At 62.6% G+C, this 23592-nt stretch carries 20 protein-coding genes; 9 read left to right on the forward strand and 11 right to left on the reverse strand.

The window, feature by feature from the left end:
• The first annotated feature begins 135 nt into the window (after window positions 1–135).
• The gene (locus ABAC402_RS31625; RefSeq protein ID WP_023449810.1) at window positions 136–2394 is read left to right on the forward strand and encodes a family 20 glycosylhydrolase; all 2259 of its coding nucleotides are present in this window, start codon (window positions 136–138) and stop codon (window positions 2392–2394) included.
• 59 nt (window positions 2395–2453) lie between these two features.
• On the opposite strand, the gene ABAC402_RS31630 is transcribed toward ABAC402_RS31625, so the two are convergent.
• From ABAC402_RS31630 to ABAC402_RS31640, 3 genes are all read right to left on the reverse strand, one after another.
• Window positions 2454–3188, reverse strand: a complete 735-nt coding sequence (locus ABAC402_RS31630) for a hypothetical protein (RefSeq protein WP_023449811.1) — start codon at window positions 3186–3188, stop codon at window positions 2454–2456.
• Window positions 3189–3270: 82 nt separating this feature from the next.
• On the reverse strand, window positions 3271–4980 hold the full coding sequence (locus ABAC402_RS31635) for a tetratricopeptide repeat-containing sulfotransferase family protein (protein WP_031235646.1): 1710 nt from the start codon (window positions 4978–4980) through the stop codon (window positions 3271–3273).
• 52 nt (window positions 4981–5032) lie between these two features.
• Window positions 5033–6199: an acyltransferase family protein gene (locus tag ABAC402_RS31640; RefSeq protein ID WP_023449813.1), complete on the reverse strand. Its 1167-nt coding sequence runs from the start codon at window positions 6197–6199 to the stop codon at window positions 5033–5035.
• A 138-nt stretch (window positions 6200–6337) separates the two neighbouring features.
• Between ABAC402_RS31640 and ABAC402_RS31645 the strand changes: the two genes are divergently transcribed.
• Together ABAC402_RS31645 and ABAC402_RS31650 are read left to right on the forward strand one after the other, a co-directional pair.
• On the forward strand, window positions 6338–7132 hold the full coding sequence (locus ABAC402_RS31645; protein ID WP_023449814.1) for a LytTR family DNA-binding domain-containing protein: 795 nt from the start codon (window positions 6338–6340) through the stop codon (window positions 7130–7132).
• The gene (locus tag ABAC402_RS31650; protein ID WP_023449815.1) at window positions 7129–7518 is read left to right on the forward strand and encodes a hypothetical protein; all 390 of its coding nucleotides are present in this window, start codon (window positions 7129–7131) and stop codon (window positions 7516–7518) included. Before ABAC402_RS31645 ends, ABAC402_RS31650 begins: the two co-directional genes overlap by 4 nt.
• Before the next feature lie 84 nt (window positions 7519–7602).
• On the opposite strand, the gene ABAC402_RS31655 is transcribed toward ABAC402_RS31650, so the two are convergent.
• Window positions 7603–9870 carry a GH92 family glycosyl hydrolase gene (locus tag ABAC402_RS31655; RefSeq protein ID WP_023449816.1) on the reverse strand — a complete coding sequence of 756 codons (2268 nt, stop codon included), beginning with the start codon at window positions 9868–9870 and terminating at the stop codon, window positions 7603–7605.
• Window positions 9871–10114: 244 nt separating this feature from the next.
• Complete coding sequence (locus ABAC402_RS31660) at window positions 10115–11167, reverse strand: dienelactone hydrolase family protein (protein WP_023449817.1); 1053 nt, start codon at window positions 11165–11167, stop codon at window positions 10115–10117.
• A 230-nt stretch (window positions 11168–11397) separates the two neighbouring features.
• Between ABAC402_RS31660 and ABAC402_RS31665 the strand changes: the two genes are divergently transcribed.
• Window positions 11398–11994: an alpha-ketoglutarate-dependent dioxygenase AlkB gene (locus ABAC402_RS31665; RefSeq protein ID WP_023449818.1), complete on the forward strand. Its 597-nt coding sequence runs from the start codon at window positions 11398–11400 to the stop codon at window positions 11992–11994.
• Here the strand turns inward: ABAC402_RS31665 and ABAC402_RS31670 are convergent.
• A complete protein-coding gene (locus ABAC402_RS31670) occupies window positions 11970–12743 on the reverse strand; it encodes a pseudouridine synthase (protein ID WP_023449819.1) in 774 nt (257 codons plus the stop codon). The two genes, ABAC402_RS31665 and ABAC402_RS31670, sit on opposite strands and share 25 nt — an antisense overlap.
• Window positions 12744–12789: 46 nt before the next feature.
• Between ABAC402_RS31670 and ABAC402_RS31675 the strand changes: the two genes are divergently transcribed.
• A complete protein-coding gene (locus ABAC402_RS31675; protein ID WP_023449820.1) occupies window positions 12790–13455 on the forward strand; it encodes a peptidoglycan DD-metalloendopeptidase family protein in 666 nt (221 codons plus the stop codon).
• A 109-nt stretch (window positions 13456–13564) separates the two neighbouring features.
• On the opposite strand, the gene ABAC402_RS31680 is transcribed toward ABAC402_RS31675, so the two are convergent.
• From ABAC402_RS31680 to ABAC402_RS31700, 5 genes are read right to left on the reverse strand one after another with little or no spacing between them, the layout of a single operon-like run.
• Window positions 13565–14278, reverse strand: coding sequence for an ATP-binding cassette domain-containing protein (locus ABAC402_RS31680; protein ID WP_023449821.1), 714 nt, complete (start codon window positions 14276–14278; stop codon window positions 13565–13567).
• A complete protein-coding gene (gene modB / locus ABAC402_RS31685) occupies window positions 14271–14948 on the reverse strand; it encodes a molybdate ABC transporter permease subunit (RefSeq protein ID WP_023449822.1) in 678 nt (225 codons plus the stop codon). The genes ABAC402_RS31680 and modB overlap by 8 nt, the downstream gene beginning before the upstream one ends.
• Window positions 14948–15307, reverse strand: a complete 360-nt coding sequence (locus ABAC402_RS31690; RefSeq protein WP_023449823.1) for a VOC family protein — start codon at window positions 15305–15307, stop codon at window positions 14948–14950. The genes modB and ABAC402_RS31690 overlap by 1 nt, the downstream gene beginning before the upstream one ends.
• On the reverse strand, window positions 15307–16044 hold the full coding sequence (gene modA, locus ABAC402_RS31695; protein WP_023449824.1) for a molybdate ABC transporter substrate-binding protein: 738 nt from the start codon (window positions 16042–16044) through the stop codon (window positions 15307–15309). Before modA ends, ABAC402_RS31690 begins: the two co-directional genes overlap by 1 nt.
• A gap of 14 nt (window positions 16045–16058) precedes the next feature.
• Window positions 16059–17597 (reverse strand): OprO/OprP family phosphate-selective porin, encoded by a 1539-nt coding sequence (locus tag ABAC402_RS31700; protein ID WP_023449825.1) that lies wholly within the window; start codon window positions 17595–17597, stop codon window positions 16059–16061.
• A gap of 187 nt (window positions 17598–17784) precedes the next feature.
• Here ABAC402_RS31700 and ABAC402_RS31705 point away from each other — a divergent pair, with 187 nt between their 5' ends.
• The 4 genes from ABAC402_RS31705 to ABAC402_RS31720 all read left to right on the forward strand — a co-directional run bounded on the left by ABAC402_RS31705 (window position 17785) and on the right by ABAC402_RS31720 (window position 23567).
• Complete coding sequence (locus ABAC402_RS31705; protein ID WP_023449826.1) at window positions 17785–18021, forward strand: BolA/IbaG family iron-sulfur metabolism protein; 237 nt, start codon at window positions 17785–17787, stop codon at window positions 18019–18021.
• A gap of 128 nt (window positions 18022–18149) precedes the next feature.
• Window positions 18150–18917, forward strand: coding sequence for an ImuA family protein (locus ABAC402_RS31710; protein WP_040409959.1), 768 nt, complete (start codon window positions 18150–18152; stop codon window positions 18915–18917).
• Complete coding sequence (locus ABAC402_RS31715) at window positions 18820–20346, forward strand: DNA polymerase Y family protein (protein ID WP_023449828.1); 1527 nt, start codon at window positions 18820–18822, stop codon at window positions 20344–20346. The genes ABAC402_RS31710 and ABAC402_RS31715 overlap by 98 nt, the downstream gene beginning before the upstream one ends.
• On the forward strand, window positions 20343–23567 hold the full coding sequence (locus tag ABAC402_RS31720) for an error-prone DNA polymerase (RefSeq protein ID WP_023449829.1): 3225 nt from the start codon (window positions 20343–20345) through the stop codon (window positions 23565–23567). Before ABAC402_RS31715 ends, ABAC402_RS31720 begins: the two co-directional genes overlap by 4 nt.
• Window positions 23568–23592: the final 25 nt, after the last annotated feature.

Consider the following 23592-nt stretch of genomic DNA (forward strand, 5'->3'; position numbering starts at 1 on the left):
CAAAAACCGGCCATTCCTCACCACCGCAGATCCTCCTGCGGTGGACCAGAAAAATCGAGCAAGTCCGGCGTCACACCGGACTTGCTCTTGTTTTTTGAGAGGTCCACAGTCGGCCGTAACATAAAAGGCGGAAACATGAAACTGACAGTCCTTGCTGCTTTGCTGGCGGCTTTGGTGGCGACGCCCGTTGCGGCCGCGCCCGCGCTGACCCCGGTTCCGGCGCAGATGACGGACGGCGAGGGGACATTCGCCCTGACGCCGAAGACGCGGATCTATGTGCCGGCCGGAGATGCCGATGCGCGCAATGCTGCCGTTTACCTGCGCAAACAGTTGAAGACGACCCGAAACCTCACGATTGAGATCGTCACCGGTGAACCGGCGCCAGGCGAAGCCGCGATCCGCTTTGTCCGCAGCCCGGCTGCCGGTCATGCCGAAGCCTATCGGCTGGATGTTGCGCCCGGCTCGGTCACTATCAGCGCCGGCGCGCGCGAAGGTCTGTTCTATGGTGCCGTGACCCTGTGGCAGTTGGCCACCCAGGATGCCACAAATGGTGCAGCGAACCTGCCCGCCGTGGCTATTGCCGACACGCCGCGCTTCCAATGGCGCGGGCTGATGCTTGACTCGGTGCGCCATTTCCAGTCGCCGCAGCAGATCAAGAAGATCATCGATGCGATGGCGATCCATAAGCTCAACGTCCTGCAGTGGCACCTGACCGACGACCAGGGCTGGCGGCTGGAGATCAAGGCCTATCCGAAACTGATTCAAAAGACTGCCTTTCGCCAGCCGGCCGGCGCGGCGGGCTGGACGAGGGACGGTAAGCCGCTTTGGTACGGTGGCTATTACACGCAAGATCAGGTCCGCGACATCGTCGCCTATGCCGCCGCGCGCAATATCACGGTGGTACCGGAAATCGACGTGCCTGGCCACGCCACGGCGATCATTACCGCCTATCCGGAGTTCGGCGCCGAGGGGACGAAGCCGAAACAAGGCATGTCCGACTGGGGCGTCTATCCCAACCTGCTTAATGTCGAGGACCGCACCTTTGCGTTCCTCGATACGGTGTTCAACGAGGTCATGGACCTTTTTCCCAGCCCCTATATCCACGTCGGCGGCGATGAAGCCATCAAGCCGCAATGGCAGGCATCGCCAGCCATTCAGGCGAAGATCAGGGAGCTGGGGCTGAAGGATGAGCACGAACTTCAGTCCTGGTTCATCCAGCGCGTCGGCAAGACTCTGTCGGCGCGGGGGCGGCGGCTGATCGGCTGGGACGAGATCCTGGAGGGCGGTATCGCCCCCGATGCCACCGTGATGAGCTGGCGCGGCGTCGATGGCGCGGTGACCGCGGCCCGGTCGGGACATGATACGGTGCTGTCGCCAGCGCCGATGCTGTATTTTGATCATCGCCAGAGCTCTTTCAGCGATGAACCGCCGGGCCGTGGTGTGCCGACGACCTTGCGAACGGTCTATGACTTCAACCCGGCGCTGGAGGCCATGACGCCGCCTGAGCGCAAGCATGTGCTGGGTCTGCAGGCCAATCTGTGGACCGAACATATCCGCACCGACGAACGCGTCGAGATCATGGCCTTCCCGCGCTTGCTGGCCGTGGCCGAGGTTGGCTGGAGCCCGGCGGCGAGCCATGACTGGACTGACTTTACCCGCCGTCTGCCGGCCGGCCTGAATCGTTTGCGCGCGACCGGTATGCGCTACAATACTGTACCGTTCGAGCCGCACATGACCCTGTCTCCGGCGGCGGACGGCAAGATTACCGTCGCGCTGAAGAACGGTCTCGACCTGGGTGAGATCCGCGTCGATGGCGCGGTATATGGTGTGCCGGTGACGGTCGCCGACGGCACCATCCTGACGGTGCAGACCTTCTTGAACGGGACGCCGCTGGGGCGCGAACGTCGATTGGCGGTGACGCGGGCGGCGCTGGAAACGCGAGACAGTTATCAGTTGGAGATCTGCGAGGGCAAGCTGAACCTGGCGCTGGAGGATGACGGCGCGACCAATGGCGAGCGGGCGGTGATGCTGATGGATATCCTGAAACCCTGCTGGATCTGGCGCGGGGCGGATACGTCGAAAGGGCTCAAGCTCACGGCGAAGGTGGCCAACTATCCGTTCAACTTCCAGCTCGGCAACCGGCCGGCTCCGATCGTCTTCGATACGCCGCAGACCAGGGACGGCGAACTGCTGGTCCGTGTCGGCGGCTGTACGGGCGAACCGGTGGCGAGGTTGCCTTTGGCGAAAGCTGCGAAGTCGACGGGCGTGACGGTTCTGACGGCGGCTGTGCCGGCTGTGGCTGGGACGAACGACCTTTGCTTCACCTTTGCGCAAGGCGCTCCGCCGCCGGAATGGGCGCTGCAGGAGGTTCGTCTGACGCCGGTGACGGAGTGAGGTCTGATCTCCAGGGGCTTATCAACTTATCCTCCACCGCTTGCGGGGGAGGATAAGTATCAGGCGTTTTGGATAAGGAACCAAAGCGCGACCGCGAGACCGCCCAAAACAACGATGCCGGCCACTATCCGGCCTGTTAGACCCCTCCTAGCCGTCTCAGGCTCCGGCTCGACCAGGCGGGGCTGGACGCGAACCGGTTCGACGTTTGTGTCAGCGCGGACCTGGACCTCGGTCCCGCCCATGCGTTCGCTGTACAGAGCCCCGTCGAATTCGGCGGTGACAGCGCGGGCGCCTTCGAACACCGCCTTGCCGCCGAACCAGGCCGCACGGAAATCGGCCAGCCCAAGGCCGTTGCGGCTCATATCGACGCCATCGCGGAAATAGGTCCAGTTGGCCCGCAACCACAAATATCCGGCCTCATCCGGCACCTCGGCTTCGGCCTCGAACAGCCCATCCAGGACAGCACCGGTCAGCAGGCACGGCTTGCCTTCCGTTCCCATGGCCAGCCGTGTGCGCAAGCTTGCATGCAGGTCGGCCCAGTCGGCCGCCGTCCAGGTGGATTTCGGCGAAGCCGTGCCATCCTCGAAGACGAAGGGACAATGGAACCGGGTCCACAGGCGCTGCGTTCCGGGCTCGGGGATCAATCGCCCGGACTCGTTGCGCCAATAGTCCTGCAGCGTGGCCCCGTCATGACCTTCCCGGCGCGTCAGGCCGTCCCACGACAGGTCAAGCCGCCGCCAGGCGTGCCACCACGCCGCTTCCTGTGCCAGCTTGCTTGTTCCAACCCCGTCCATCCCAAAAAAGCTAACATGGGGAGGACAACCTTCGCTAATGCGAAATCACACGACTGTCATCAATGCCACACAAGCGTGGCTTTCAGGCGACTCCATAGCCCAGATCCGCGATCATCGCCGCGATCCGGTCCAGATAGGGTTCAAGATGACGGCGATAGTTGCGCCACCGGCCGACCGAGCGGCTGTTGAGTGGCTGGGACACCTGGGCATAGGACGGCGTTGGAGCGTGGCGGGGGTTCTCATGGAAACGCAGGCAGGCCGGATCGTACTCCAGGCCGCAATGGCCGAGGACGCGCCGGGTCTGGCCGTCCTGATCGGCGACAAAGTCTTCGTATTTCAGCTCCATGACGGTATGGTCCAGCACGGCCTTGTAATGCTGGTTCAAGTCATGGGTCGCCATCATGTGCGCCAGGATGGTCTCGATAGCGTAGCCGAAGTTTTCGCCATGGGTCAGGTTGTGCGACAGGACCGAGACAGCGATATCGAGCGGGTGGCGGACCAGGCGAATAACCGGCGCTGCCGGAAAAGCCATCTGGATCAGCGGGAGGTAGACGTCGTTCAGCGGCATCTTGTCGCTGAACCGCGTCTTGCCCTTACCCATAACCCCATAGGTTTCGGCGCGGCCGAGATAGTAGTCACGCAGGACGCCAGGGACGTGGCGGTAGTCGCCCGCCGTCAGGAAGGCGAGCTTGTCCGGAAAGTTGCGGTCGCCGGGCAAAAGCGTGCGCACGAGGGCCTGCCACTCGAATACGAACGGCAGTTCGCCGCCGGCGCCGGCCTGCGGGTGGCTCGCCAGCATCTGCTCCAGCATGGTTGTGCCCGAGCGCGGAAAACCGAGAATGAAGACCGGTTGAGCGATGTCGCTGCGCACCCTTGCCTTGGGCAGGCGGCGCAGCGTGTCGCGGGTGAAGAAGGTTTTCATCGCGGCATACTGCGCGGTGACCTTGTCGGCGTGGTATCTCACACCGCGGTCGCGGGCCAGGCCGGCCTTGGCGTTGCTGAAGGCTTGCCACGCCTCGTCGTAACGGCCCAGCTTGTCAAGCAGGTGTCCGCGTTCCAGGCGGGCAGGCGCTTCCGGGTTTGGCGTCCGGTCAATCAGGTCGAGGCCTTCCCGGGCCCGGCCGGTATTTCGGAGATAAATGGCGCGCAGGACGGTGAAATCTTCGCCCGTCTTGCGGCCGGCCGCTTCGGCGCGATCCAGCCAGGCAAAAGCGCTGTCCATGTCACGCCTGGCCTCGAACAACCGCGAAATGTGCGCCATGATCATGGCGTTGTCGGGCGCCTGGCGATGGACGCGCAGCAGCAGGTCTTCGGCCTCGGCGATCTGGCCTTGGTTGTAGAGCGTCAGGCCGAGATTAAGCAGGGCCTGGGGGTGGGCACCTGCCAGTTCGATGACCTTGCGATTGTGGTATTCGGCGGCGGGCAGGTCGTCCTTTTCGGCCAGGATGACGCCCAGTTGCAGGTGGGCCTGGGCGTCGGCCGGCCGGGCGGCGACGGCTTCGCGCGCTGCCATCTCGGCATCGCCGCCGCGGCCCTGGGCGCGCAGCAACAAGGTCAGGTCGTTGAGCGCCCAGTCGCAGGCCGGATCGGCGGTGATCGCCCGGCGCATGACCGCTTCGGCGCCGGCGGCATCGCCACGGCCTTGCAGGATGACCGCTTTCAGCTCCAGAGCCTGCGTGTCGGTGGGCGCGTCGTGAAGACGCAGTTCGCACAGGCTCATGGCACCCGGAAGGTCACCGGCCTTGAAGGCCTGACGACCATTGAGAACCAGCGGATGAGGGGATGGGGCCACGGTGAGGTCCTTGTTCAACGTGACCGGAGTCTTTCGCGTTTTGCCTTGCCGGTCAAGCCTTTCGCGATCGAAGCGGCAAGCCGAACAGCGGCCGCAGCGGCGGTATCCGGCGCACGATCTCATAACTCAGCCAGCAACCGCCAAAGGTAATGACGATGAGGGCTATGGCCTCGACGGGGACCGGCCAATGCAGTCGGTTCAGTTCATAGGCTGCGACCACGGTGAGGGTTTGATGAACGATATAGAAGGGAAAAATCGCCTCGGTCAGGGTGCGGCGTATCGGACCGTCGGCCTTGGCCAGATGCTGACGGGCAAAGCCCAGAAGCGCCATCATCATGAAGACGGCCTGCATCGATTCTATGAAGTTTCCGAGCGGGAAGGCGATCTCAAGCGGCAGAGAAAGCTGGCCGGCGTAGTACAGTGCGCGCAGCCAGGCGACAAGGCCATAGGCAATCAGTCCGGTGGCCAGGTTGAGCCAGCGCCAGCGGCGCGCGATCTCGAACAGGCGATCGAACTTGGCGACCAGCGTGCCCAGCATAAAGAAGCCGAACGAGATGGCGTGAAGCGCCCAGTCGTCGATAAAGGCGTGAGTCTCCTCGAAGCGGGGCTCGAGATAGCCGTTGCAGAACCAGTAGAACGCCGCAGGAACAGCCAGGTAGACCCAGGCCGGCAAGGTTTTCGCCCAGGCCATCGGAATGCGTTTCAGCAGCGGCCAGAGGAAGGCGAAGATCAGGCTGTAGGCCAGGAGATAGGCGACGTACCACAGGTGGTTCCAGGTCGGGACGATCAGGCATCCTTCCTGGTCGCACCACTTGTTGTAGCCGGTCAGGTACCTGCCCCAGAATTCGAGATAGCTGCCGGTATAGTTCAAGTCGGTCTTGATCTCGTAGAAGGCTTGCGGTGCGACGATGACCACCATTCCAAAGACCAGCGGCCAGAACAGGCGATTGAACCGCGAACCGGCCAGTTTCCAGCCCAGTAGTCTGGCCGGCATCTTGTCAGCCAGGAAGCGCGTGGCGACGCCGGAAATAAAGAATAGCAAGTCGAGCCGCCATGGATTGACGACCAGCATCAGGGGCTCGATGGCGGGCGAGGCATGGTCGCTTTTGACGTGCCATCCCCAGGTCACGTAGAACATGCCGATATGGTAAAAAATTAATAGTCCGAAGGCTATGATCCGCAACCAGTCGAGATCGTAGCGCCGCGCCGTCGTTTCCATGGATGTCTCCGTAAAGTCGTGGCGCAGACCGTGACATAGGGTTATCCTGTGGCAAGAGCCGCGACATGGGCGGCAGCAGGCGTGGGACGAGCGGTGACCAGCGGCGGCAATTCAGGGACGAGCGGCGAGGGATCCGGGATGAACGGATGGATGCCGTGGCGCCTCTATCTGGCGGTCATGGTTCTGGTGTGGATGCACACCATCGTCAATGTTTCGTCCGAATTGATAGAAAACCCACCCGGCGACCGTGAGTTCCACATCTGGGAGCCGTTTACCTGGGAGATCAGCAGCGCCCTGACCATCATGATCGTCTTGCCGGTGATCTGGCTGGGCTACCGGCAATTTCACTGGCGGCGTTTGGGCCTGACCCTGTTCTGTGTTGTTCATGCCGTCGGACTGGTGATGTTCTCGTTGAGCCATGTCGCGATCATGGTGGTCATGCGCAAGGCGGTCTATGCCACCATGGGGTCGGCCTATGATTTCACCCATGGCAATCTGCTGCTGCATCTGATCTATGAGGGCCGCAAGGATGGCCTGGCCTATCTGCTGTTCCTGGCGTTTTTCTGGGCTTATGAGCGGGTGACAGAGGCTAAGCCTTTGCCGCAGGGTGACGGCCGGATCGAGGTCAAGACCGACGGTCGGACCCTGTATCTGGCGGCGGACGAGATCATCTATGCCGAGGCGGCCGGCAACTATGTCGAACTTCATCTGGCGACGAAGCCGCTGCTGATCCGCGGTACCCTGAGCGCTTTGGAAAAGCGGCTGACGGGCTTTGCGCGCATCCACCGGTCGCGGTTGTTGAACCCGGTGCATATGAAAAGCTATACAGCAACGCCGTCGGGCGATCTGCGCATTACCCTGAGCGATGGCCGCGAAATCGTCGCGAGCAGAAGATATCGGAGTGCATTGCTGGACAAGGAGACTCAATCATGACGCCTGAATTCAAAGCCAGGAAATGGTTGGAAAAGAAGGCGAAGAAGGGCGCGCGGTCTTATCCGATCGGCACCGTTGCCTTCTACGGTCCCGACAACACACGGGCGAGCAAGGTCGTTGTCAGCATCATGGGCGCGCCGGACAGCGAGCCTGATGAGTTGCGCCGCTGGTTTTCCGAAACAGTGGATGTGCGAAAGGACGCTTCCATCATCATCGAGATTGTCGACTTCTTGCACGAACACGACGTACATTCCATAGCCATGGTGGACCGCTTGATCGGCTGTCCGCATGAGGAAGGGATCGACTATCCGGAAGGTGAAGAATGCCCGAGTTGTACATATTGGGCCGGGCGGGACCGCTGGACAGGCAGGCACCCGAGTTCCTGACGCAGTGGTGGGCTTCACGCCCCCTCCGTCGCGACTCGCTACGCTTTCGGCGTCTTCTTGGGCGATCGCGTCGAGACGGCGGGATTACACGAAAGAAGGCGGTCTGTCCGCCGCATTCGCGCCGAACGCTGTGTTCGGCTCAGCGCCCATGACAAACCTCAGTTCCCCGCCATTCATGATATCGGCATGGCTTATCCACGACCGGTCATACGGCTGACCGTTCAGGGTCACGCTCTGGATGTAAGGGCCGTTGTCGACATTCTCGGCCACAACACGCAATGAGCCTTCACCAACCTTGATTTCCGCCACCGGGAACAGTGGCGATCCGAAGACGTAAATGCCGCTGACCGGATCTACCGGATAGAAGCCCAGCGCCGACATGATGTACCAGGCACTCATCTGGCCGCAGTCCTCATTGCCCGACATGCCGTCCGGTCCGTCGCGGTACTGCTCGCGCAGGATTTTGCGCACCATCGCTTGCGTTTTCCACGGCACACCGGCAAAGGCATAGAGATAGGCGATATGGTGCGACGGTTCGTTGCCGTGCACATATTGGCCGATCATGCCGTCCATGTCCGGAGGCGAGCCCGGAAGCAGTTCAGAAGACGCAGCAAACAACGCGTCCAGTCGTGCCTCGAACGCTGCGTCGCCGCCGAACAATGCGATGGTTCCATAGATGTCGTGCTGGACACCGAAGGTCGCCTGCCAGGCATTGCTCTCGCAATAGTCCCACCACCTCGGGCTATGACCCATGGCGCGCGGATCAAACGGTTCGGCCCAGCGGCCGGTCTTCAGACGCGGCCGCATGAACCGGGTCTTCTTGTCGAAGACATTGCGGTAATTGCCCGAGCGCTGACGCAGCGCGTCGGCATCACGCGTCTCCCCGGCAAATTCGGCGATATGGGCCATGGCCCAGTCGTCGAGGCTGTATTCGATGGTCTTGCTGACCGACTGGTTCTGGACATCGGCAGGGATAAAGCCCTTGGCGCGATAGCTGTCCAGCCCGAACTCGGTGCGTTGAAACGCCAGTTGACGGTACAAAGACCAGGCCCTGGCAGCATCGATGCCGGGTAGCCCCTTGTTCAGCGCTTCGGCGATCACCACAGCGGAATGCCAGCCTATCATGCAATAGGTCTCGACCCCTTGCAGCGGCCAGATGCACGGTCCGGCCGGGCTCTGCAGGCCTTGTTCGATCAGGTTGCGGGCGTAGGCGGCGGCGCGGTCGGGCGCCAGTATGGTCATCAGCGGATGCCAGGTGCGGTAGGTGTCCCACAGGCTGTAGGTGCTGTAATTGACCTCGCCGGGCACCAGGGTGTGAACCGCGCCGTCCATGCCGCGGTAGCGGCCGTCGTGGTCGCTGAACAGGGTCGGCGCCATATGGGCGTGGTACATGGCCGTATGGAAGATGCGCCGGTCGGATTCGCTCTCGGTTTCGATGCGGATGGGCGACAGGGCCTGCGCCCACGCGGCGCGGGCGGCACCGTGAACGGCTTCGAAATCCCAGTGCGGCAGGTCGGTGTCGAGATTTGTCAGGGCGCCAGGGATGTCGACCGCTGACACGGCAGCCTTGATCAGCAAGGGCTCGTTCAGGACACCGAAATCGAGCACAGCCTTAAGCTTGCGGCCGGTGAAGGCGGCGATTTCGTCGACCGGTTCGTCGTTTTCGTAAAACTGAATGGTCTCGAACGGTTGCGACAGCCGCATGACAAAGTGGATATGGCGGCCATTGGCCCATTGCAGCACCCGACGCGATCCGGCCAGGACGGTCTGGCTGTTGGCCTGGAACTGGGCCGAGGCGATCAGGGTCTGTGACAGGTCGCGGTCGCGATAGCCGTGGGTCCAGTCGAGCAGGATGCGGGCGGGCTGACCCGCGGGGAAGGTATAGCGGTGCAGGCCGGCGCGCGCCGTGGCCGTCAGTTCGGCGCGGATGCCGGTGTCGGGCAGGATCAGGCTGTAGTAGCCGGGTGTGGCCACCTCGTGTTCGTGGCTCATTCGGGTACGGTAGCTGCCTTCCGGATTGGCCAGCGTTCCGGGCGATAGCCTGGTCTCACCAAGGAAAGGCACCACCAGCAGATCCATCATGTCGCTGGCGCCGGTGCCGGACAGGTGGGTATGCGAGAAGCCGAGCAGGGTCGAGTCGTCGTAGTAATAGCCGGAACAGGCATCCCAGCGAGCATTGTCGGTGTCGGGCGACAGCTGAATCATGCCGAACGGGACGGTGGCGCCGGGGAAGACATGACCATGGCCGCCAGTGCCGATCATCGGATCGATGAAAATGGTCGGATCGGCCCGGCCCAGCGGATCGGCGCGAACGGGCAGGGCAAGGGCTGCCGCCGTGGCAGCGGCCGACATTAACAAACGCCTACGCGAAATCACGCTACGCCCCCGACTGGCTTCTTCTGGAGAGGCCTATCAAGCATCGTGCCAGGACACACTGCAACAAAAAAACGGCAGCCTCCGGGGTGGTTGGAGACTGCCGCAAGGTGGAGTTGATACGAGCGATTAGGTGGTGATTCCCGTGGAAGGGGAAGTGCGATTTTTGAGCACTACTTTTTGGTGTTGCCGCGGCACGTTTTCAGCGTGTCGGCCAAACCTGTTACAGGCCGAGTTTGTCTTTGATAAATGTAACGGCATAGGTCAGGGCATGGTCGCGGGCTGCCACATTATTGCTGTTGCCATTGGTTGTGGCGTTGTTGGCATCGAAATTGTGCGTAGCGCCGGCGCGGGTCTCCATGGTCAGGCGGTCGCTTTTGGCGGCGACGACATCAAGCAGTTTGGGATTGCAAACCGTAATGTCGACCTTGGTGTCGGCGGCGGCATTGATTAGATGAATGGGGACATAGGAATCATAGTTGCCGACGCCATTGCCGGAGATAGCGTAGCGGTTTTCCATGCCGCAAGCTGGGTAGAGGACAAAACCGGCCTGGAAGCCCGAAGACGTGTTGGCGGCAAAACTAACGGGCAGGGGCGTATTGGTCGCGGCGAGGGCGGACAAGGTGGTCGTCCCACCGTTGGACCACCCCATGAGTACCACCTGGGTTTCGTTGACGTGATCGAACTTCGCCTTGATCGCCGCCAAAGCGCTGTACGCGAAGTAGGGGCGGGCATTGGCTGCGCTGGCCCAACCGGGACGGTTGCTGGCGTCGGTGTCCGGGAATCCCATCGGCATTCCGTAGGCGGTGAAGTCGTCCATCAAGATGGCGACGAAGCCCTTCGACTTCCAGTAATCGCCCCACATCTTGGATCGGTTGCTCAGTTTTTCGAAGGTGCCGGGGTTTTTATCTGGCTTGTCAGTTGAATAAATGCCGCCATGACCGCCCATCATGACCACGGCAGGCCAGCCACTGGCGGGTGCGGTGCCCGACGGCGTCCATACAAAAGCTTTCAGTTTCGGCGGCGTGCTGAGCAGGGAGGCTTCGGCGGCGGCGGACTGTAGGTTGGCATCAAGGTTCGGATTGGCCGCGATGGTGCCGGACGTGGCCAGGTTGGGGATGTCGGTCAGATAGTATTTGGCCGTCATCAGTGGCGATGGTGTGACGATTCCAACGGCGGGGGAGTCATAAGAGACCGTTTGCGAAAGCGCGCGCTGGCAAAGCGCCAGGCCGATCAGGGATACGATGGCCAAGGCGGCCAGTTTTTGCGTGGTCATGGGAGTAAATCCTTATCCGGTGTGTGACGGTCATGGGATAAGGCGAGCCTGTCAGAGTCTGATGTCTTTGGCTCGGTGTCTTGGTCGCAATTGTATCAGCCAGACGTGCTGCGCGATCTCCCTGCATTGTTTTGAACGGGTACCGGCACACGGTCGTCAGGGCGGTGATTTAGCCTCTTGCCCTTTCTCGGGCATTATGTTCTTCTTTTGTTCCTTAATCGAGTCGCAGAATGTCCGCCCTGTCTCTGTTGGATCTGTTCGAGCCTGAGCCCGTGGCGGGGCTCAGCTACTGCGAAGATTACATCACCTTGGCCGAAGAGGCCGAACTGATCGCCCAGATCGATCGCCGGCCGTGGTCGCTGGACCTGTTGCGCCGCCGGCAGTGGTATGGTTGGGACTATGACGACACGGCCGTGGGCCGGCCAACCGATTATCAATCCCAGCCGATGGAAGAATGGCTGAATATCCATGCGCGCCGATTACAGGCCGACGGTTGGTTTGGCGGCGTGCCGCAGCGCGCCCTGGTCAACGAATATGAACCGGGGCAGGGGATCGGCGCGCATAAGGACCGTGATATCGAGCTTATCCGGTCGGTGGCAATCGTAAGTTTGGGTTCGGCGGTGATGATGGACTTTACCCGGCCTGGCCAGGTCACTCGCTCGCACTATCTGCGGCCGCGCAGCCTGGTGGTGATGACGGGCGAGGTGCGCGAACAGTGGATGCATGGCATTGTCGGCCGCAAGTCGGACCGCGTCGGCGGCCTGGTTTTGCCGCGCGGCCGTAGGTTGTCGCTGACGATGCGCTATGTGGCGCCGGAAGGGGTGTGACCGGCCTTGATGAGGGCGTCGCGTTCGTCCGATGTCATCAGCCGCCACTGGCCTTCCGGCAAATCCCTCAGGTGCAGCGGTCCGATCCGGTCGCGGTACAGGTCGGTCACCCGCAGTTCGACCATGTCGCACATGCGGCGAATCTGGCGTTTGCGGCCTTCCCTAAGTACGAAGGTCAGTGATTGTGGGCCGGTCTGGGTCACCTCAGCCGGTTTCAGCTTGCGGCCGTCCAGTTCGAGGCCGTGCCGCAACCACGCCAGCTTGGCCTCAATGATCTGGCCGCGGACCTGGACGTGGTAGGCCTTGTCGAGTTCTGAATCCGGGCCGATGACCGCCTTGGCCAAAACCCCGTCCTCGGAAAGTATCAACAAACCATGCGAGTCCTTGTCGAGCCGCCCGATCGGCGCCAGCTTGGAAGTCTGGTCGGGATAGACATCGGCCGGTCCGAAGACATTCGCACGGCGGATCATGCGCACCGCCGGCGTTTCTCCAGGCTCTGGCTGGCCCGAGACGATGCCGATCGGCTTGTTGTAGATGACCGTCATGGGCAGGGTTTTGCCGCGATCCAGCGTCACGGTCTGACCTGAGAGGATCTTGCGGCCGGCATCGCGGACGACTTCGCCGGCAATGGCGACGCAACCCTCTTCGATGAGCGTGTCGGCTTCACGGCGTGAACAGACGCCGCTCTGGGCCAGCCACTTGTTCAGCCGGATCGGCTCTGTGCCGTCATATGTTTTGCTCAGGGACATGGCGCGGTCCTAGCGAAGTTTGTGCGTTTAAGCTAGTCACAGACAGATGAGCGATGTTTTCCACCTGTATCATGCCTGGCTGGCCGCGCGCACCGATCGCCCGGCCGAAGTTATTCGCGGGCTGCACGGCGATTGCGACCGGGTGCGCCTGGATGCCGAAGGTCTGGCGGCCAACAACTGGCCGGTCAGTTTCCCCGCCGACCTGCCCGTGCAGAAGGGTGATCGCCTGGCCTGGGGCGGCTACGACGAGGACCGCGCCATCTATGACAGCCCGGTGTTTGTTCCGGAATCGGGCGAGCCGCGTACCATCCACCTCGGCATCGACATATTTGCGGCTGCCGGGAGCGAAGTGTTTGCGCCGATCCCGGGGCGTGTGCATAGCTTTCAGAACAATGCCAATGTCAAGGATTATGGTCCGACGATACTGCTGGAGCATGCAGTTGAAGACCTGACCTTCTGGACGCTGTACGGGCACCTGAGCCGCAACAGCCTGGACGGTTTAGGTGTCGGCCGACGCTTCGAGGCTGGCGACCGCATTGCCTGGCTGGGCGAGGCCCACGTCAATGGCGGCTGGACCCCACATCTGCATTTCCAGGTCATACTGGATATCCTGGACAAATCCGGCGACTATCCCGGCGTCTTCAAACACAGCGAACGCGACCGGTGGAAACGGATATGTCCTGATCCAACGGGTTTGCTGGGGCTTGCCTGAGCACACCCGATCGTGGTGACCATGAACTTCGCGCCTTCGCGTCTTCGCGTGAAACCTCTTTGATCGGCGGAAGTTGTCTCACGCGAAGGCGCGAAGAAAAGGTTCAGGATTATACCCGTATCCCCGCCTTCAAAGCCGCTCGCGCCAGGGCTTTCAACTCGGCCTCGCTCAAACCCTCGACTTCGGCGGCGAAGTCCAATTCCGGCACATCGATCAGCCGCCCTTTCGACAGACGCAACACCCGGTCGGCCAAACGTTCAATCTCGAAGGCATCATGGCTGACATAGAGCACCGGCACCGTCTTGCCGATCGCAGCGATAACCGGAACCAGACCTGCCTTGGCCTCGGCGTCCAGGCTCGATAACGGCTCGTCCATCAACAGCAGCTGCGGTGCCGACAGCAGGGTGCGCGCCATGGCCACCCGCTGGCGCTCGCCGCCAGACAGTTTTGCCACCCCGCGCCCCAGCAAGTCCTCGATGCCGGTCTGGGCTACGATCCTGTCGAAATCGACCGAAGCCCCTGACCGGTAGCGGGCATAGTCGAGATTGCCCTGGACGCTGAGATGCGAAAGAAGCGAAGGCTCCTGGAAGACATAGCCAACGCGGCGTTGATGCACGGGGACGAACTGCGCGCCGTCTTGCCAGATCGCTCCATCGACCATCACCCGGCCGTTAAATCGCGTCAGTCCGGCGATGGCCCGCAGCAAGGTTGTTTTGCCCGAACCCGACGGCCCCCAGACAGCGGTGACTCCCTGGGCCGGGATCGAAAACGCCGCTTCGAGCGTGAAGCCGCCCGTGACGCCTGTCAGGGAGACCTCAATCACGCGCAGCCCTCCCGATACGGCGCTCGATAACCAGTAAAGCCAGCAGCACCGCAAAAGCGAACACCATCAGCCCGCCGGCCAGAAGATGCGCTCCGGCGAAGTTCAGTTGTTCGACCAACTGGAAGATGCGGATCGATACCACCTCGGTCTTGCCCGGAATGGCGCCGCCGATCATCAGCACCACGCCGAATTCCCCCACTGTGTGGGCAAACACCAGCAGTGCCGCGGTCAGAAACCCCTTGCGTGCCTGGGGCAGGGCGACGCTCCAGAAGGCGTCCCACGGCGCGGCCCGCAGGGTCGCCGCGACCTCGAACGGCCGCGCGCCGATGGCCTCAAAAGCATTGCGGATCGGCTGAACGGCGAACGGCAGGGAATAGAGGATCGAGCCGATGACCAAACCGGCAAAGGAAAAATTCAAGGTCCGGATGCCGAAGGGCTGCAACACGGCCATCAAGGGCGAGTTAGGTCCCATGGCGACCAGCAGGTAAAACCCCAGTACCGTCGGCGGTAAAACTACCGGCAAGGCGACGACCGCGGTCACCATATCGCGCACCAGACCCGATCCTCGCGACAGCCACCACGCCAGGGGTGTCGCCAGTACGACCAGGCAGACTGTGGTCACAGCCGCCAGGTTGATAGTGACGACGATGGTATCCCCCAGGCCGGTCATTATTCGGGTTTATGACAAACGGCCTCGATATTGTGCTCGTCAGGATCGAGCACAAAGGCGCCGTAATAGTTGGGGTGATAGTGCTCGCGGATGCCGGGAGCGCCGTTGTTCGCACCTCCGGCCGCAAGGGCGATTTTATGAAAGGCATCGACTGCGGCGCGGCTTTGCGCCTGGAAAGCAACGTGCATAAGGTCGAGCGGCATGCCGTCAACCAACCAGAAATCGGGTTTGTTAATGCCAAAACCACTGCCGTAGGACTCATCCACGATCAGCCTGTAGCCCAGGGGCGCAAATATGGCCGTGTAGAAAGCTTTGCTGGCTTTGCGGTCGGAGACCAGCAGGCCCATATGATCGATCATCACTTCACCTCGTAGCCATAGGATTTGATGATGGCAAGGGCCTGCGGACTGCGCAAAAAGTCAAGATAGGCCTTGGCCGCCGGGTCTTTTTCGCCGGGCTTCAGCAAGATAGCTTGCTGGTCAATCGGCGTGTAGTACGACTTTGGTACGACCCAGCGCGAGCCGCCTTTTTCATGAACGACTTGCGACAGGGCAACGAAACCCAGTTCCGCCGCACCGGTCGAAACGAAAGTATAAGCCTGGGCGATCGAGACGCCCCTTACGATTTTCGGCGCAATCTGTTCGTACAGGCCCATTTTTTTCAAGGTTTCGACCGCAGCGACGCCATAGGGTGCGCTGGCCGGATCGGCGATGGCAATGTGGTCGTAACGGCCCTTCAGCACAGCGCCTTTGGCGTCGACGAAACCCGGCGTAGCGCTCCACAGTACCAGGGCGCCATAGGCATAGACGAAGCGCGTGCCTTTCACGCCGTGGCCTTCGCTTTCGAGGCGCGTTGGGCGGTCGCGATCGGCCGAGAGGAAGACCTCGAACGGCGCGCCGTTCTGGATCTGGCTGTAGAACCCGCCCGTTGGCCCAAAGCTCTGGGTGACCGTATGGCCGGTCTTCCTTTGGAAGGCGACGGCGATGGCCTTGGCCGGTTCGGTGAAGTTGGCGGCCACTGCCACCTGAACATCACCGGCAGCAGCCGGTCCGGCACTCAGCGCAATCACCAGGGCAAGCAGGCCGGCGCGTTTCATCAGCAGCTCCGAAATCAGAAGCCGAACTGGCTCCGGACAGCGAAGCTAGTATAATCCTGTCCGGTCTGCACGCCTGAACTGTTCAGCCGTTCGACTTTTACGTCCTGGCCCTGAAAGACGAGACGCATGGCGGGGTTGAGCGTCCAGCCCAGACCCAGCGAAAAGATATCCTGTTTGCCACCACGCACCTGGTCGGCGGTCAGGACTGCGTCGGGGTTATAATCGAGGTCGAGCGTTGAAAAGCGCGCAACCAGTTCGAAAGCCCCCCACTGGCCCCTCTTCGCGTCGAAATTGTTCTTCGGTGTTACACCGTCGAAGGCCGCCGTAACGGTATTGTATCTGCGTGTCTCGCCGGTCAGAACCCAGCCACCCTCGATGTACCAGCCGAAAAAATCTGGATCGGTGAGGCCGGGAGCGCGATTGTAGCGCGCAATGTTGAAAGCGAAGGCTTCAACCTCGACGAAGAAGGGGCCATTCTGCATGCCCAACTCCAGCCCGGTCACGTCCGCCGACTGGGCATCGATGGCGCCGGTGTCGACCAGGCGCGTGCTGTCGAGGCGCAGTTCGGGACGGTCACGCAAGGCAACGGGATAGCGCGTAGCGGACGAGTCCCCGGCATCGGCCGGGTTGATAATGCGCGAATAGTTGATCCCGGCGTGAACCAGCCAGGTGTCACCCTTGAACGGCGTGCCGGCCAGGCGAGCGGTCATGCCCAGCTGTTCGTCAGCATTGGCAACGGTGAAGCCGGCGGCCTGGGTGCTCAGGGTCGATACCGTGTTGCCGGTCAGCGACACGTACCATAGCCAGCGATCATAGGCGTTGAAGGCTGAGATGCCCATTCGGGTGTCGCCGCCGGTCAGGCTGCGGGCGATGTCGGAGACCGAGGCACGCTCGAGGAAGGTCGAGGCCATGACGGACCCGGCATCTTCCAGACCGGCATTGGGGGCGAATTCGCCGATGCGCAGCTTGACCGATTTGAAGCCGGAATACTGTAGCCAGGCTTCGTGGAAGCGGCCGACATCCTCGGCGCCGGAGCCGCCGAAGTCGAGGATGATATTGTAGTCGAAATCCGTAAACAGCTTGCCGCCCATACCGATGCGAGCGCGGCGAAAGTTGACGCCGGAATTGAGGTCGCGGCCAATGACGGCAGCATCGAGATCCTTGTCCTGACTGTAGCTGGCGGCGTCAAGTTGGAACATGCTTTTCAGCGCCACGCTGAAGGCGCCATCGGTCGAGGCGATCGTCGCGGTGCCGTTGTTGAGGGTGACCGAAGCCGCCGCCGGCGGCACAGGCGTCGGGGCGGGAATGGGGGCGGCGGCGACACGCGTCGCCGGAGCGGGCGCACCATATTGCGCCGCGATCTCGGCCTTCAGCCCGTTCAATTCGGTTTGCTGGGCATCGATCTGCGCCTGCTGCGCGTCGATCCGGGCCTGCATGGCGTCCATCCTGGCCTGAACTTCGGGCGGGATCTGTTGGGCCAGGGCAGGCACGGCGGCAACCAGGATTACAGTGCTGAGGGCAAAGATCCGGGCAGTCCTGTGGCACTGATGCATGCAAAATAACTCCCCGCACAGGTCCTTAACCGTAGTCGCGGATGATAGTTCGCATCTTACGCGCAGGGACTCAAGTCTGTATGGCTTGAGTCGGAGTTCGGACGTAGTTCTTTTGTGACAGTTCGATGTCAGGGTTCCCCTTGCCGGAATTTCGTATAAAAGCGCTGGTCAAAGACAGGAGCCGGACATGGCCATTGCCCAGAGTGATTTGCAGGCGCGTATCGAAGCGGCCTTTCCCGATGCCGAGGTGACGATCACCGACCTGGCCGGCGACGGTGACCATTACAAGGCGCGGATCGTATCAGCAGCGTTCAACGGCTTGGCACGGGTGCGTCAGCATCAGCTGGTCAACCGTGCCCTGGCCGACCTGCTCAGCGGCCCGCTCCACGCCCTGGCCCTGGAAACCGTGGCTAAGGATGCCTGAGGGTGGGGCAACTTACTTTCTGAATCTCTTCAACAATTTGCCCAGCCTTCCATCCCGCCTTGACTCTTGCAGATTTTAGGAACAAAACAAGAACATAATGCCGAAAACATCGGTGATGGATGGTCCACATGTCGAAGCCTGTACCCTTGGGTCTCGCCGAGCTTCGCCAGCATATTCAGATGCTGGAGGGCAGCCGGCGTGCCGCCGGCGCCCTGCCGTTTGGCATAGAGCGCATAGACACCCGCCTTCCCGGCGGGGGACTGACCCTGGGCGCCGTACATGAGGTCGCCGGCCGTGACCAGGGCGTCGTCGATGGTGCGGCGGCGGCCCTGTTCGTTGCCGGTATCGCCGCGCGCAGCGAAGGCCAGGTCCTGTGGTGCCTGACCCAGCCCGACCTGTTCGCGCCTGGCCTGGCCCAGGCCGGCCTCGATCCGCAACGCGTTATCTGTGTCGAGGCCGGCGATGAAAAAAGCGTCCTGATGTGCTGCGAGGAAGCCCTGCGCCACGGCAGCCTGGGCGCGGTTGTCGCCGAGGTGTCGCGCCTGTCGCTGACGGCCTCGCGCCGGCTGCAACTGGCGGCGGAGAGTACGCGGACCCTTGGCCTGGTGCTGCGGCGGTGGAGCCGGCCGCGCGATGCCGCCGAGTTCGGCCTGCCGACGGCCGCCGTGACGCGCTGGCGCATCGCGGCGGAAGCGTCGCGCGCCCTGCCGGTGCCGGGTATCGGCACGGCGCGCTGGCGTCTGGAACTGTTGCGCTGCAAAGGCGGGAACACCGCAGAATTCGATGTGGAGGCACATAATGGCCAGGCTGGTCTCGCTCTATCTGCCCCGCTGGCCGACCGACCGGCTGCGGCGGCAGCTGGGTACGGACAAGGCGGCTACCGCGCTGCCTCCTGAGGTGCCGCTGGTGCTGAAAGGCTCAGACGGCCGCCGGCGCGTCGTCATGGCCGCCGACCGCGCCGCCCATAGGGCCGGTTTGAGGGTCGGTATGCCGCTGACCAAGGCCCAGGCCCTGGTCGAGGACCTGATCGTGCACGATGCTGACGTTGACGGCGACAGCCAGGCTCTGGACCGGCTGGCCGGCTGGGCCTTGCAGACCTATTCTCCCGTGGTGGCCGCCGATCCGCCCAACGGCCTGATCCTCGATATCACGGGCGCCGCCCATCTGCACGGCGGCGAGGCGGCGCTGCTCGACGCCCTGATACGCAAACTGAGCGAAAAGGAGATCGAAGCCTGTGCGGCCATCGCCGACACCTGGGGCGCCGCCCACGCTCTCGCCCGGTTCGTCGCCCGTCCCATTACGATGGTGCCGCCCGGCGACAGCGCCCGCGCCGTCCGCAACCTGCCTGCGGCCGCCCTGCGTCTGCCGATGAACCTGGTCGAAAGCCTGTCCGTCCTGGGCTTCGACACCATCGGCGAACTGCTGGCCCAGCCGCGCGCCCCGCTGGTCCATCGTTTCGGCCGCGAACTGGGCCGCCGTCTCGATCAGATTTCCGGTCACCTGGCCGAGCCGATCGATCCGGTCGAACTGCCGGATGTCGCCGAGGTCAAACGTGTGTTCTTCGAACCGATCGGCGCGCCGGAAACCCTGGCGCGCTATACGGCCAAGCTGACGGTGCAACTGTGCGACGCCCTCGAAGCGCGCGGCGAGGGGGCGCGGCAACTCGACCTGCACTTTATCCGCGTCGATGGCCGTATCGAAGCCGTCCGCGTTGGCATGGCCCAGCCGGTCCGCGATCCCACCCGCCTGACCCGGTTGCTGTGCGACAGAATAGAGACCGTCGATCCAGGCTTCGGCATCGAACGCATGCGCCTGATCGCCACCCAGGCCGAGCCCTGGGTGCACACCCAGATCACAACGCAAGACAATAACGCCCCCGACCTGGCCGGCCTGATCGACACCCTGAGCAACCGCATCGGCGCCGAACGCATCTATCGCCTGGCGGCGGTAGAAAGCGATGTGCCGGAACGCTCGGTAAAGCGGACCTCGCCCCTGGCGGTTATCCCACTCGGTTGGCCTCTTCATTGGCCGCGCCCCATCAGACTGTTCCGCCGCCCCGAACCGGTGCTCCCTCTGGCGGAACTGCCCGACCATCCGCCCAGGGTCCTGACCTGGCGCGGTACGCGTCATCGTGTGGTCGCTGCCGACGGACCGGAGCGCATCTTCGGCGAATGGTGGAAGCAGGACGGTGAGACCTGGGCTGTGCGCGACTATTTCCGTGTCGAACTCGATACCGGCGAGCGCCTGTGGCTGTTTCGCAGCGGTGACGGCGAAGACAGCGCCACCGGCAGCCACCAATGGTTCCTGCACGGTATGTTCGCATGACGGCTTATGTCGAACTCCAGGTCACGACGCATTTTTCCTTTCTGCGCGGCGCCAGCAGCCCGGAGGAGTTGTTCGTCCGGGCCGCCGAACTGGGGATCGAAGCCCTGGGCATTGCCGATCGCAATTCCCTGGCCGGCATCGTCCAGGCGCACAAATGGGCCAAGGAAACCGGGGTGCGGCTGGTCGTCGGCTGCCGGCTTGACCTGACCGACGCAACCTCCCTGCTGGTCTATCCGACCAACAAGGCGGCCTATTCGCGCCTGTGCCGGCTGCTGTCCCTCGGCAAGGGCCGCGCCGGCAAGGGCAGGTGTCAGCTCGACTGGGGCGATGTCGAAGCGTGGAATGAAGGTCTGATCGCCGTCCTGGTGCCCGATATGGCGCCCAACATGGACAATGACACCTGCGCCGTGAACCTGCGCCGGTTGAAGACGGTTTTCGGCGATCGCGCCTACCTGGCCCTGACCCTGCGCCGTCGGCCCAATGACGCCTTACGTCTGTATGACCTGTCACAACTGGCGAACCGCGCCGGCGTGCCGACCATAGCCACCAATGATGTCCTGTTTCACGATGCCTCGCGCCGCATCCTGCAGGATGTTGTCACCTGTATCCGCCACAACTGCACCATCGACGACGCCGGCTTTCGCCGCGAACGCCATGCCGACCGTTATCTGAAAGCACCGGACGAGATGGCGCGATTGTTCAAGGCCTGGCCGGAGGCACTTGTCCGGACGCGCGAGATCATGGCGCGCTGCACCTTCAATATGAGCGAGTTGGAATACCAGTATCCCGATGAGAAATCGCATCCCCACCTGACGCCGCAGCAAACCCTGGAAAAGTTTGTCCGCCTCGGGGCGGACAAGCGCTACCCCGACGGGGTTCCGGACAAGGTCGTCAGGCAACTGCGCCATGAACTCGATCTCATTGCCGAGATGCGCTACGCCAACTACTTCCTCACCGTCCACGATATCGTCCACTTCGCCCGCTCGCAGGGTATCTTGTGCCAGGGGCGTGGTTCGGCCGCCAACAGTTCAGTTTGCTATGTGCTCGGGATCACCGAACTGGATCCCGCCAAGTATGACCTTTTGTTCGCCCGCTTCCTGTCGAAAAACCGCAACGAACCGCCGGACATCGATGTCGATTTCGAACATGCCCGGCGCGAAATCGTCATGCAATGGGTGTTTGAAACCTATGGCCGCGACCATGCCGCCCTGGTCGCGGTCGTCAGCCGTTACCGCACGCGCGGTGCCCTGCGCGATGTCGGCAAGGCCCTGGGCCTGCCCGAAGATATCCTTAAGACCCTGTCGCAGCAATATCGCCACTGGGCCAGCGACATCGACGAAACGCACCTGGACGGGCTGAACCTCAACCGTGAATCCCGCCGGGTTCGCCTGACGCTCGACCTGGCGAAACAACTGGTCAATGCGCCGCGCCACCTGTCGCAGCATCCCGGCGGCTTTGTCCTGACGCGCGACCGGCTGGACGACCTGGCGGTGATCGAGCCGGCGGCCATGAAAGACCGCCAGGTCATCGAATGGGACAAGGACGATATCGATGTGCTGAAGTTCATGAAGGTGGATTGCCTGGCGCTCGGCATGCTGACCTGCATGAAGAAGAGTTTCGACCTGCTGGCCGAGCACAAGGGCGTTGACATGACCATGGCCGGCATTCCCGCCGACGACACCCCGACCTACGACATGATCTGCAAGGCCGATACCGTCGGCGTCTTTCAGATCGAAAGCCGCGCCCAGATGTCGATGCTGCCTCGGCTGAAGCCGCGGGTCTTCTACGACATCGCCATCGAAGTCGCCATCGTCCGGCCGGGGCCCATCCAGGGCGACATGGTCCATCCTTATCTGCGCCGCAAGCACGGCCTGGAGCCGGTCGATTACCCCAATGACAAGGTCAGGGATATTCTGGGCCGGACCTTCGGGGTACCGCTCTTTCAGGAGCACGCCATGAAGGTGGCCGTGGTCTGCGCCGGCTTTACCGACGACGAAGCCGACCACGTCCGCCGCAGCCTGGCGACCTTCAAACATACTGGGGGGGTCAAGAACTTCCGCGACAAGATGTATCAAGGCATGATCGAACGCGGCTATACGCCTGAATTCGCCGAGCGCCTGATCAAGCAACTGGAGGGTTTCGGTTCGTACGGCTTTCCGGAAAGCCACGCTATTTCGTTCGCCCTGATCGCCTATGCCTCGTCGTGGATGAAGTGCCATCACCCCGATGTGTTTTTGTGCGCCCTGCTGAATTCGCAGCCCATGGGTTTCTATGCTCCGGCGCAGTTGGTGCGCGACGCCCGCGAACACGGCGTCGAGGTCCGGCCGGTCTGCGTCAATACTTCACGCTGGGACTGCACCCTGGAGGAGACCGGCACGCGCGGAAAACTGGCCGTGCGGCTGGGGCTGCGCATGGTCAGAAGTCTGTCGGAACATGACGCCGCCCGGCTGACGGCGGCGCGTCAGGACGGTTACGCCTCTATTCCCGAGGTCTGGCGCCATAGCGGCTTGCCGGTCTCGACCCTGGTCAAGCTGGCCGAGGCGGACGCCTTTTTCCCGTCGCTGGCCAAGCCGCGCCGTGAGGCCCTGTGGGCGCTCAAGGGCATGCGCGATACGTCCCTGCCGTTGTTCGACGGTGTCGAGACAAACGAGGCGGCGGTGGTGCTGAAAGCCATGACGGCCGGCAGCGAGGTGGTGCAGGACTATGGCCATATCGGCCTGTCGCTGCGCCAGCATCCGGTGGCGTTTCTTCGCGGTGATTTGAGCGAGCGCGGCATCGTGACGTGCCAGGCGGCCAATGCCCGCAAGGACAAGAGCCATGCCCTGGTCGCCGGTATGGTCCTGGTGCGACAAAGGCCGGGCACGGCCAGCGGGGTCACCTTCATGACCATCGAGGACGAGACGGGGATTGTCAATGCGGTGATCTGGTCGAAACTGTACGAGGAACAGCGCCGGCTGGTCCTGACCGCGCGCATGGTGGCGATCAGCGGTCAGATCCAGAAAGAGGGCGAGGTGGTCCACCTGGTGGCGCGGCGGCTGATCGACCTGTCGGATAAGTTGGACAGCGTCGGCGACCGCAACGATGCCTTTCCGTTGCCCTATAGCCGCGGTGATGAGTTCCGCCATGGCGAGCCGGGCATGGATCCAAGGGTGCTGAAACGCACCGGCAGCCGCGCGGCGCAGTCACCGGTCATTCTGGTCAAGTCGCGGGATTTTCATTAGGCACGTAAGCTTGCAATGTCCCGGG

This window comes from Asticcacaulis sp. AC402 (genome assembly GCF_000495835.1).
Lineage (GTDB): Bacteria > Pseudomonadota > Alphaproteobacteria > Caulobacterales > Caulobacteraceae > Asticcacaulis.

Bases quoted from the DNA above. Each gene is read 5' to 3' on its own strand.
- ABAC402_RS31645 (WP_023449814.1), top strand. From the start codon at position 6,338: ATGAACGGATGGATGCCGTGGCGCCTCTATCTGGCGGTCATGGTTCTG.
- ABAC402_RS31710 (WP_040409959.1), top strand. From the start codon at position 18,150: ATGTCGAAGCCTGTACCCTTGGGTCTCGCCGAGCTTCGCCAGCATATT.
- ABAC402_RS31640 (WP_023449813.1), bottom strand. From the start codon at position 6,199: ATGGAAACGACGGCGCGGCGCTACGATCTCGACTGGTTGCGGATCATA.
- ABAC402_RS31675 (WP_023449820.1), top strand. From the start codon at position 12,790: ATGAGCGATGTTTTCCACCTGTATCATGCCTGGCTGGCCGCGCGCACC.
- ABAC402_RS31630 (WP_023449811.1), bottom strand. From the start codon at position 3,188: ATGGACGGGGTTGGAACAAGCAAGCTGGCACAGGAAGCGGCGTGGTGG.
- ABAC402_RS31690 (WP_023449823.1), bottom strand. From the start codon at position 15,307: ATGATCGATCATATGGGCCTGCTGGTCTCCGACCGCAAAGCCAGCAAA.
- modA (WP_023449824.1), bottom strand. From the start codon at position 16,044: ATGAAACGCGCCGGCCTGCTTGCCCTGGTGATTGCGCTGAGTGCCGGA.
- ABAC402_RS31715 (WP_023449828.1), top strand. From the start codon at position 18,820: ATGGCCAGGCTGGTCTCGCTCTATCTGCCCCGCTGGCCGACCGACCGG.
- ABAC402_RS31720 (WP_023449829.1), top strand. From the start codon at position 20,343: ATGACGGCTTATGTCGAACTCCAGGTCACGACGCATTTTTCCTTTCTG.
- modB (WP_023449822.1), bottom strand. From the start codon at position 14,948: ATGACCGGCCTGGGGGATACCATCGTCGTCACTATCAACCTGGCGGCT.
- ABAC402_RS31705 (WP_023449826.1), top strand. From the start codon at position 17,785: ATGGCCATTGCCCAGAGTGATTTGCAGGCGCGTATCGAAGCGGCCTTT.
- ABAC402_RS31650 (WP_023449815.1), top strand. From the start codon at position 7,129: ATGACGCCTGAATTCAAAGCCAGGAAATGGTTGGAAAAGAAGGCGAAG.
- ABAC402_RS31665 (WP_023449818.1), top strand. From the start codon at position 11,398: ATGTCCGCCCTGTCTCTGTTGGATCTGTTCGAGCCTGAGCCCGTGGCG.
- ABAC402_RS31655 (WP_023449816.1), bottom strand. From the start codon at position 9,870: ATGTCGGCCGCTGCCACGGCGGCAGCCCTTGCCCTGCCCGTTCGCGCC.
- ABAC402_RS31700 (WP_023449825.1), bottom strand. From the start codon at position 17,597: ATGCATCAGTGCCACAGGACTGCCCGGATCTTTGCCCTCAGCACTGTA.
- ABAC402_RS31625 (WP_023449810.1), top strand. From the start codon at position 136: ATGAAACTGACAGTCCTTGCTGCTTTGCTGGCGGCTTTGGTGGCGACG.
- ABAC402_RS31660 (WP_023449817.1), bottom strand. From the start codon at position 11,167: ATGACCACGCAAAAACTGGCCGCCTTGGCCATCGTATCCCTGATCGGC.
- ABAC402_RS31670 (WP_023449819.1), bottom strand. From the start codon at position 12,743: ATGTCCCTGAGCAAAACATATGACGGCACAGAGCCGATCCGGCTGAAC.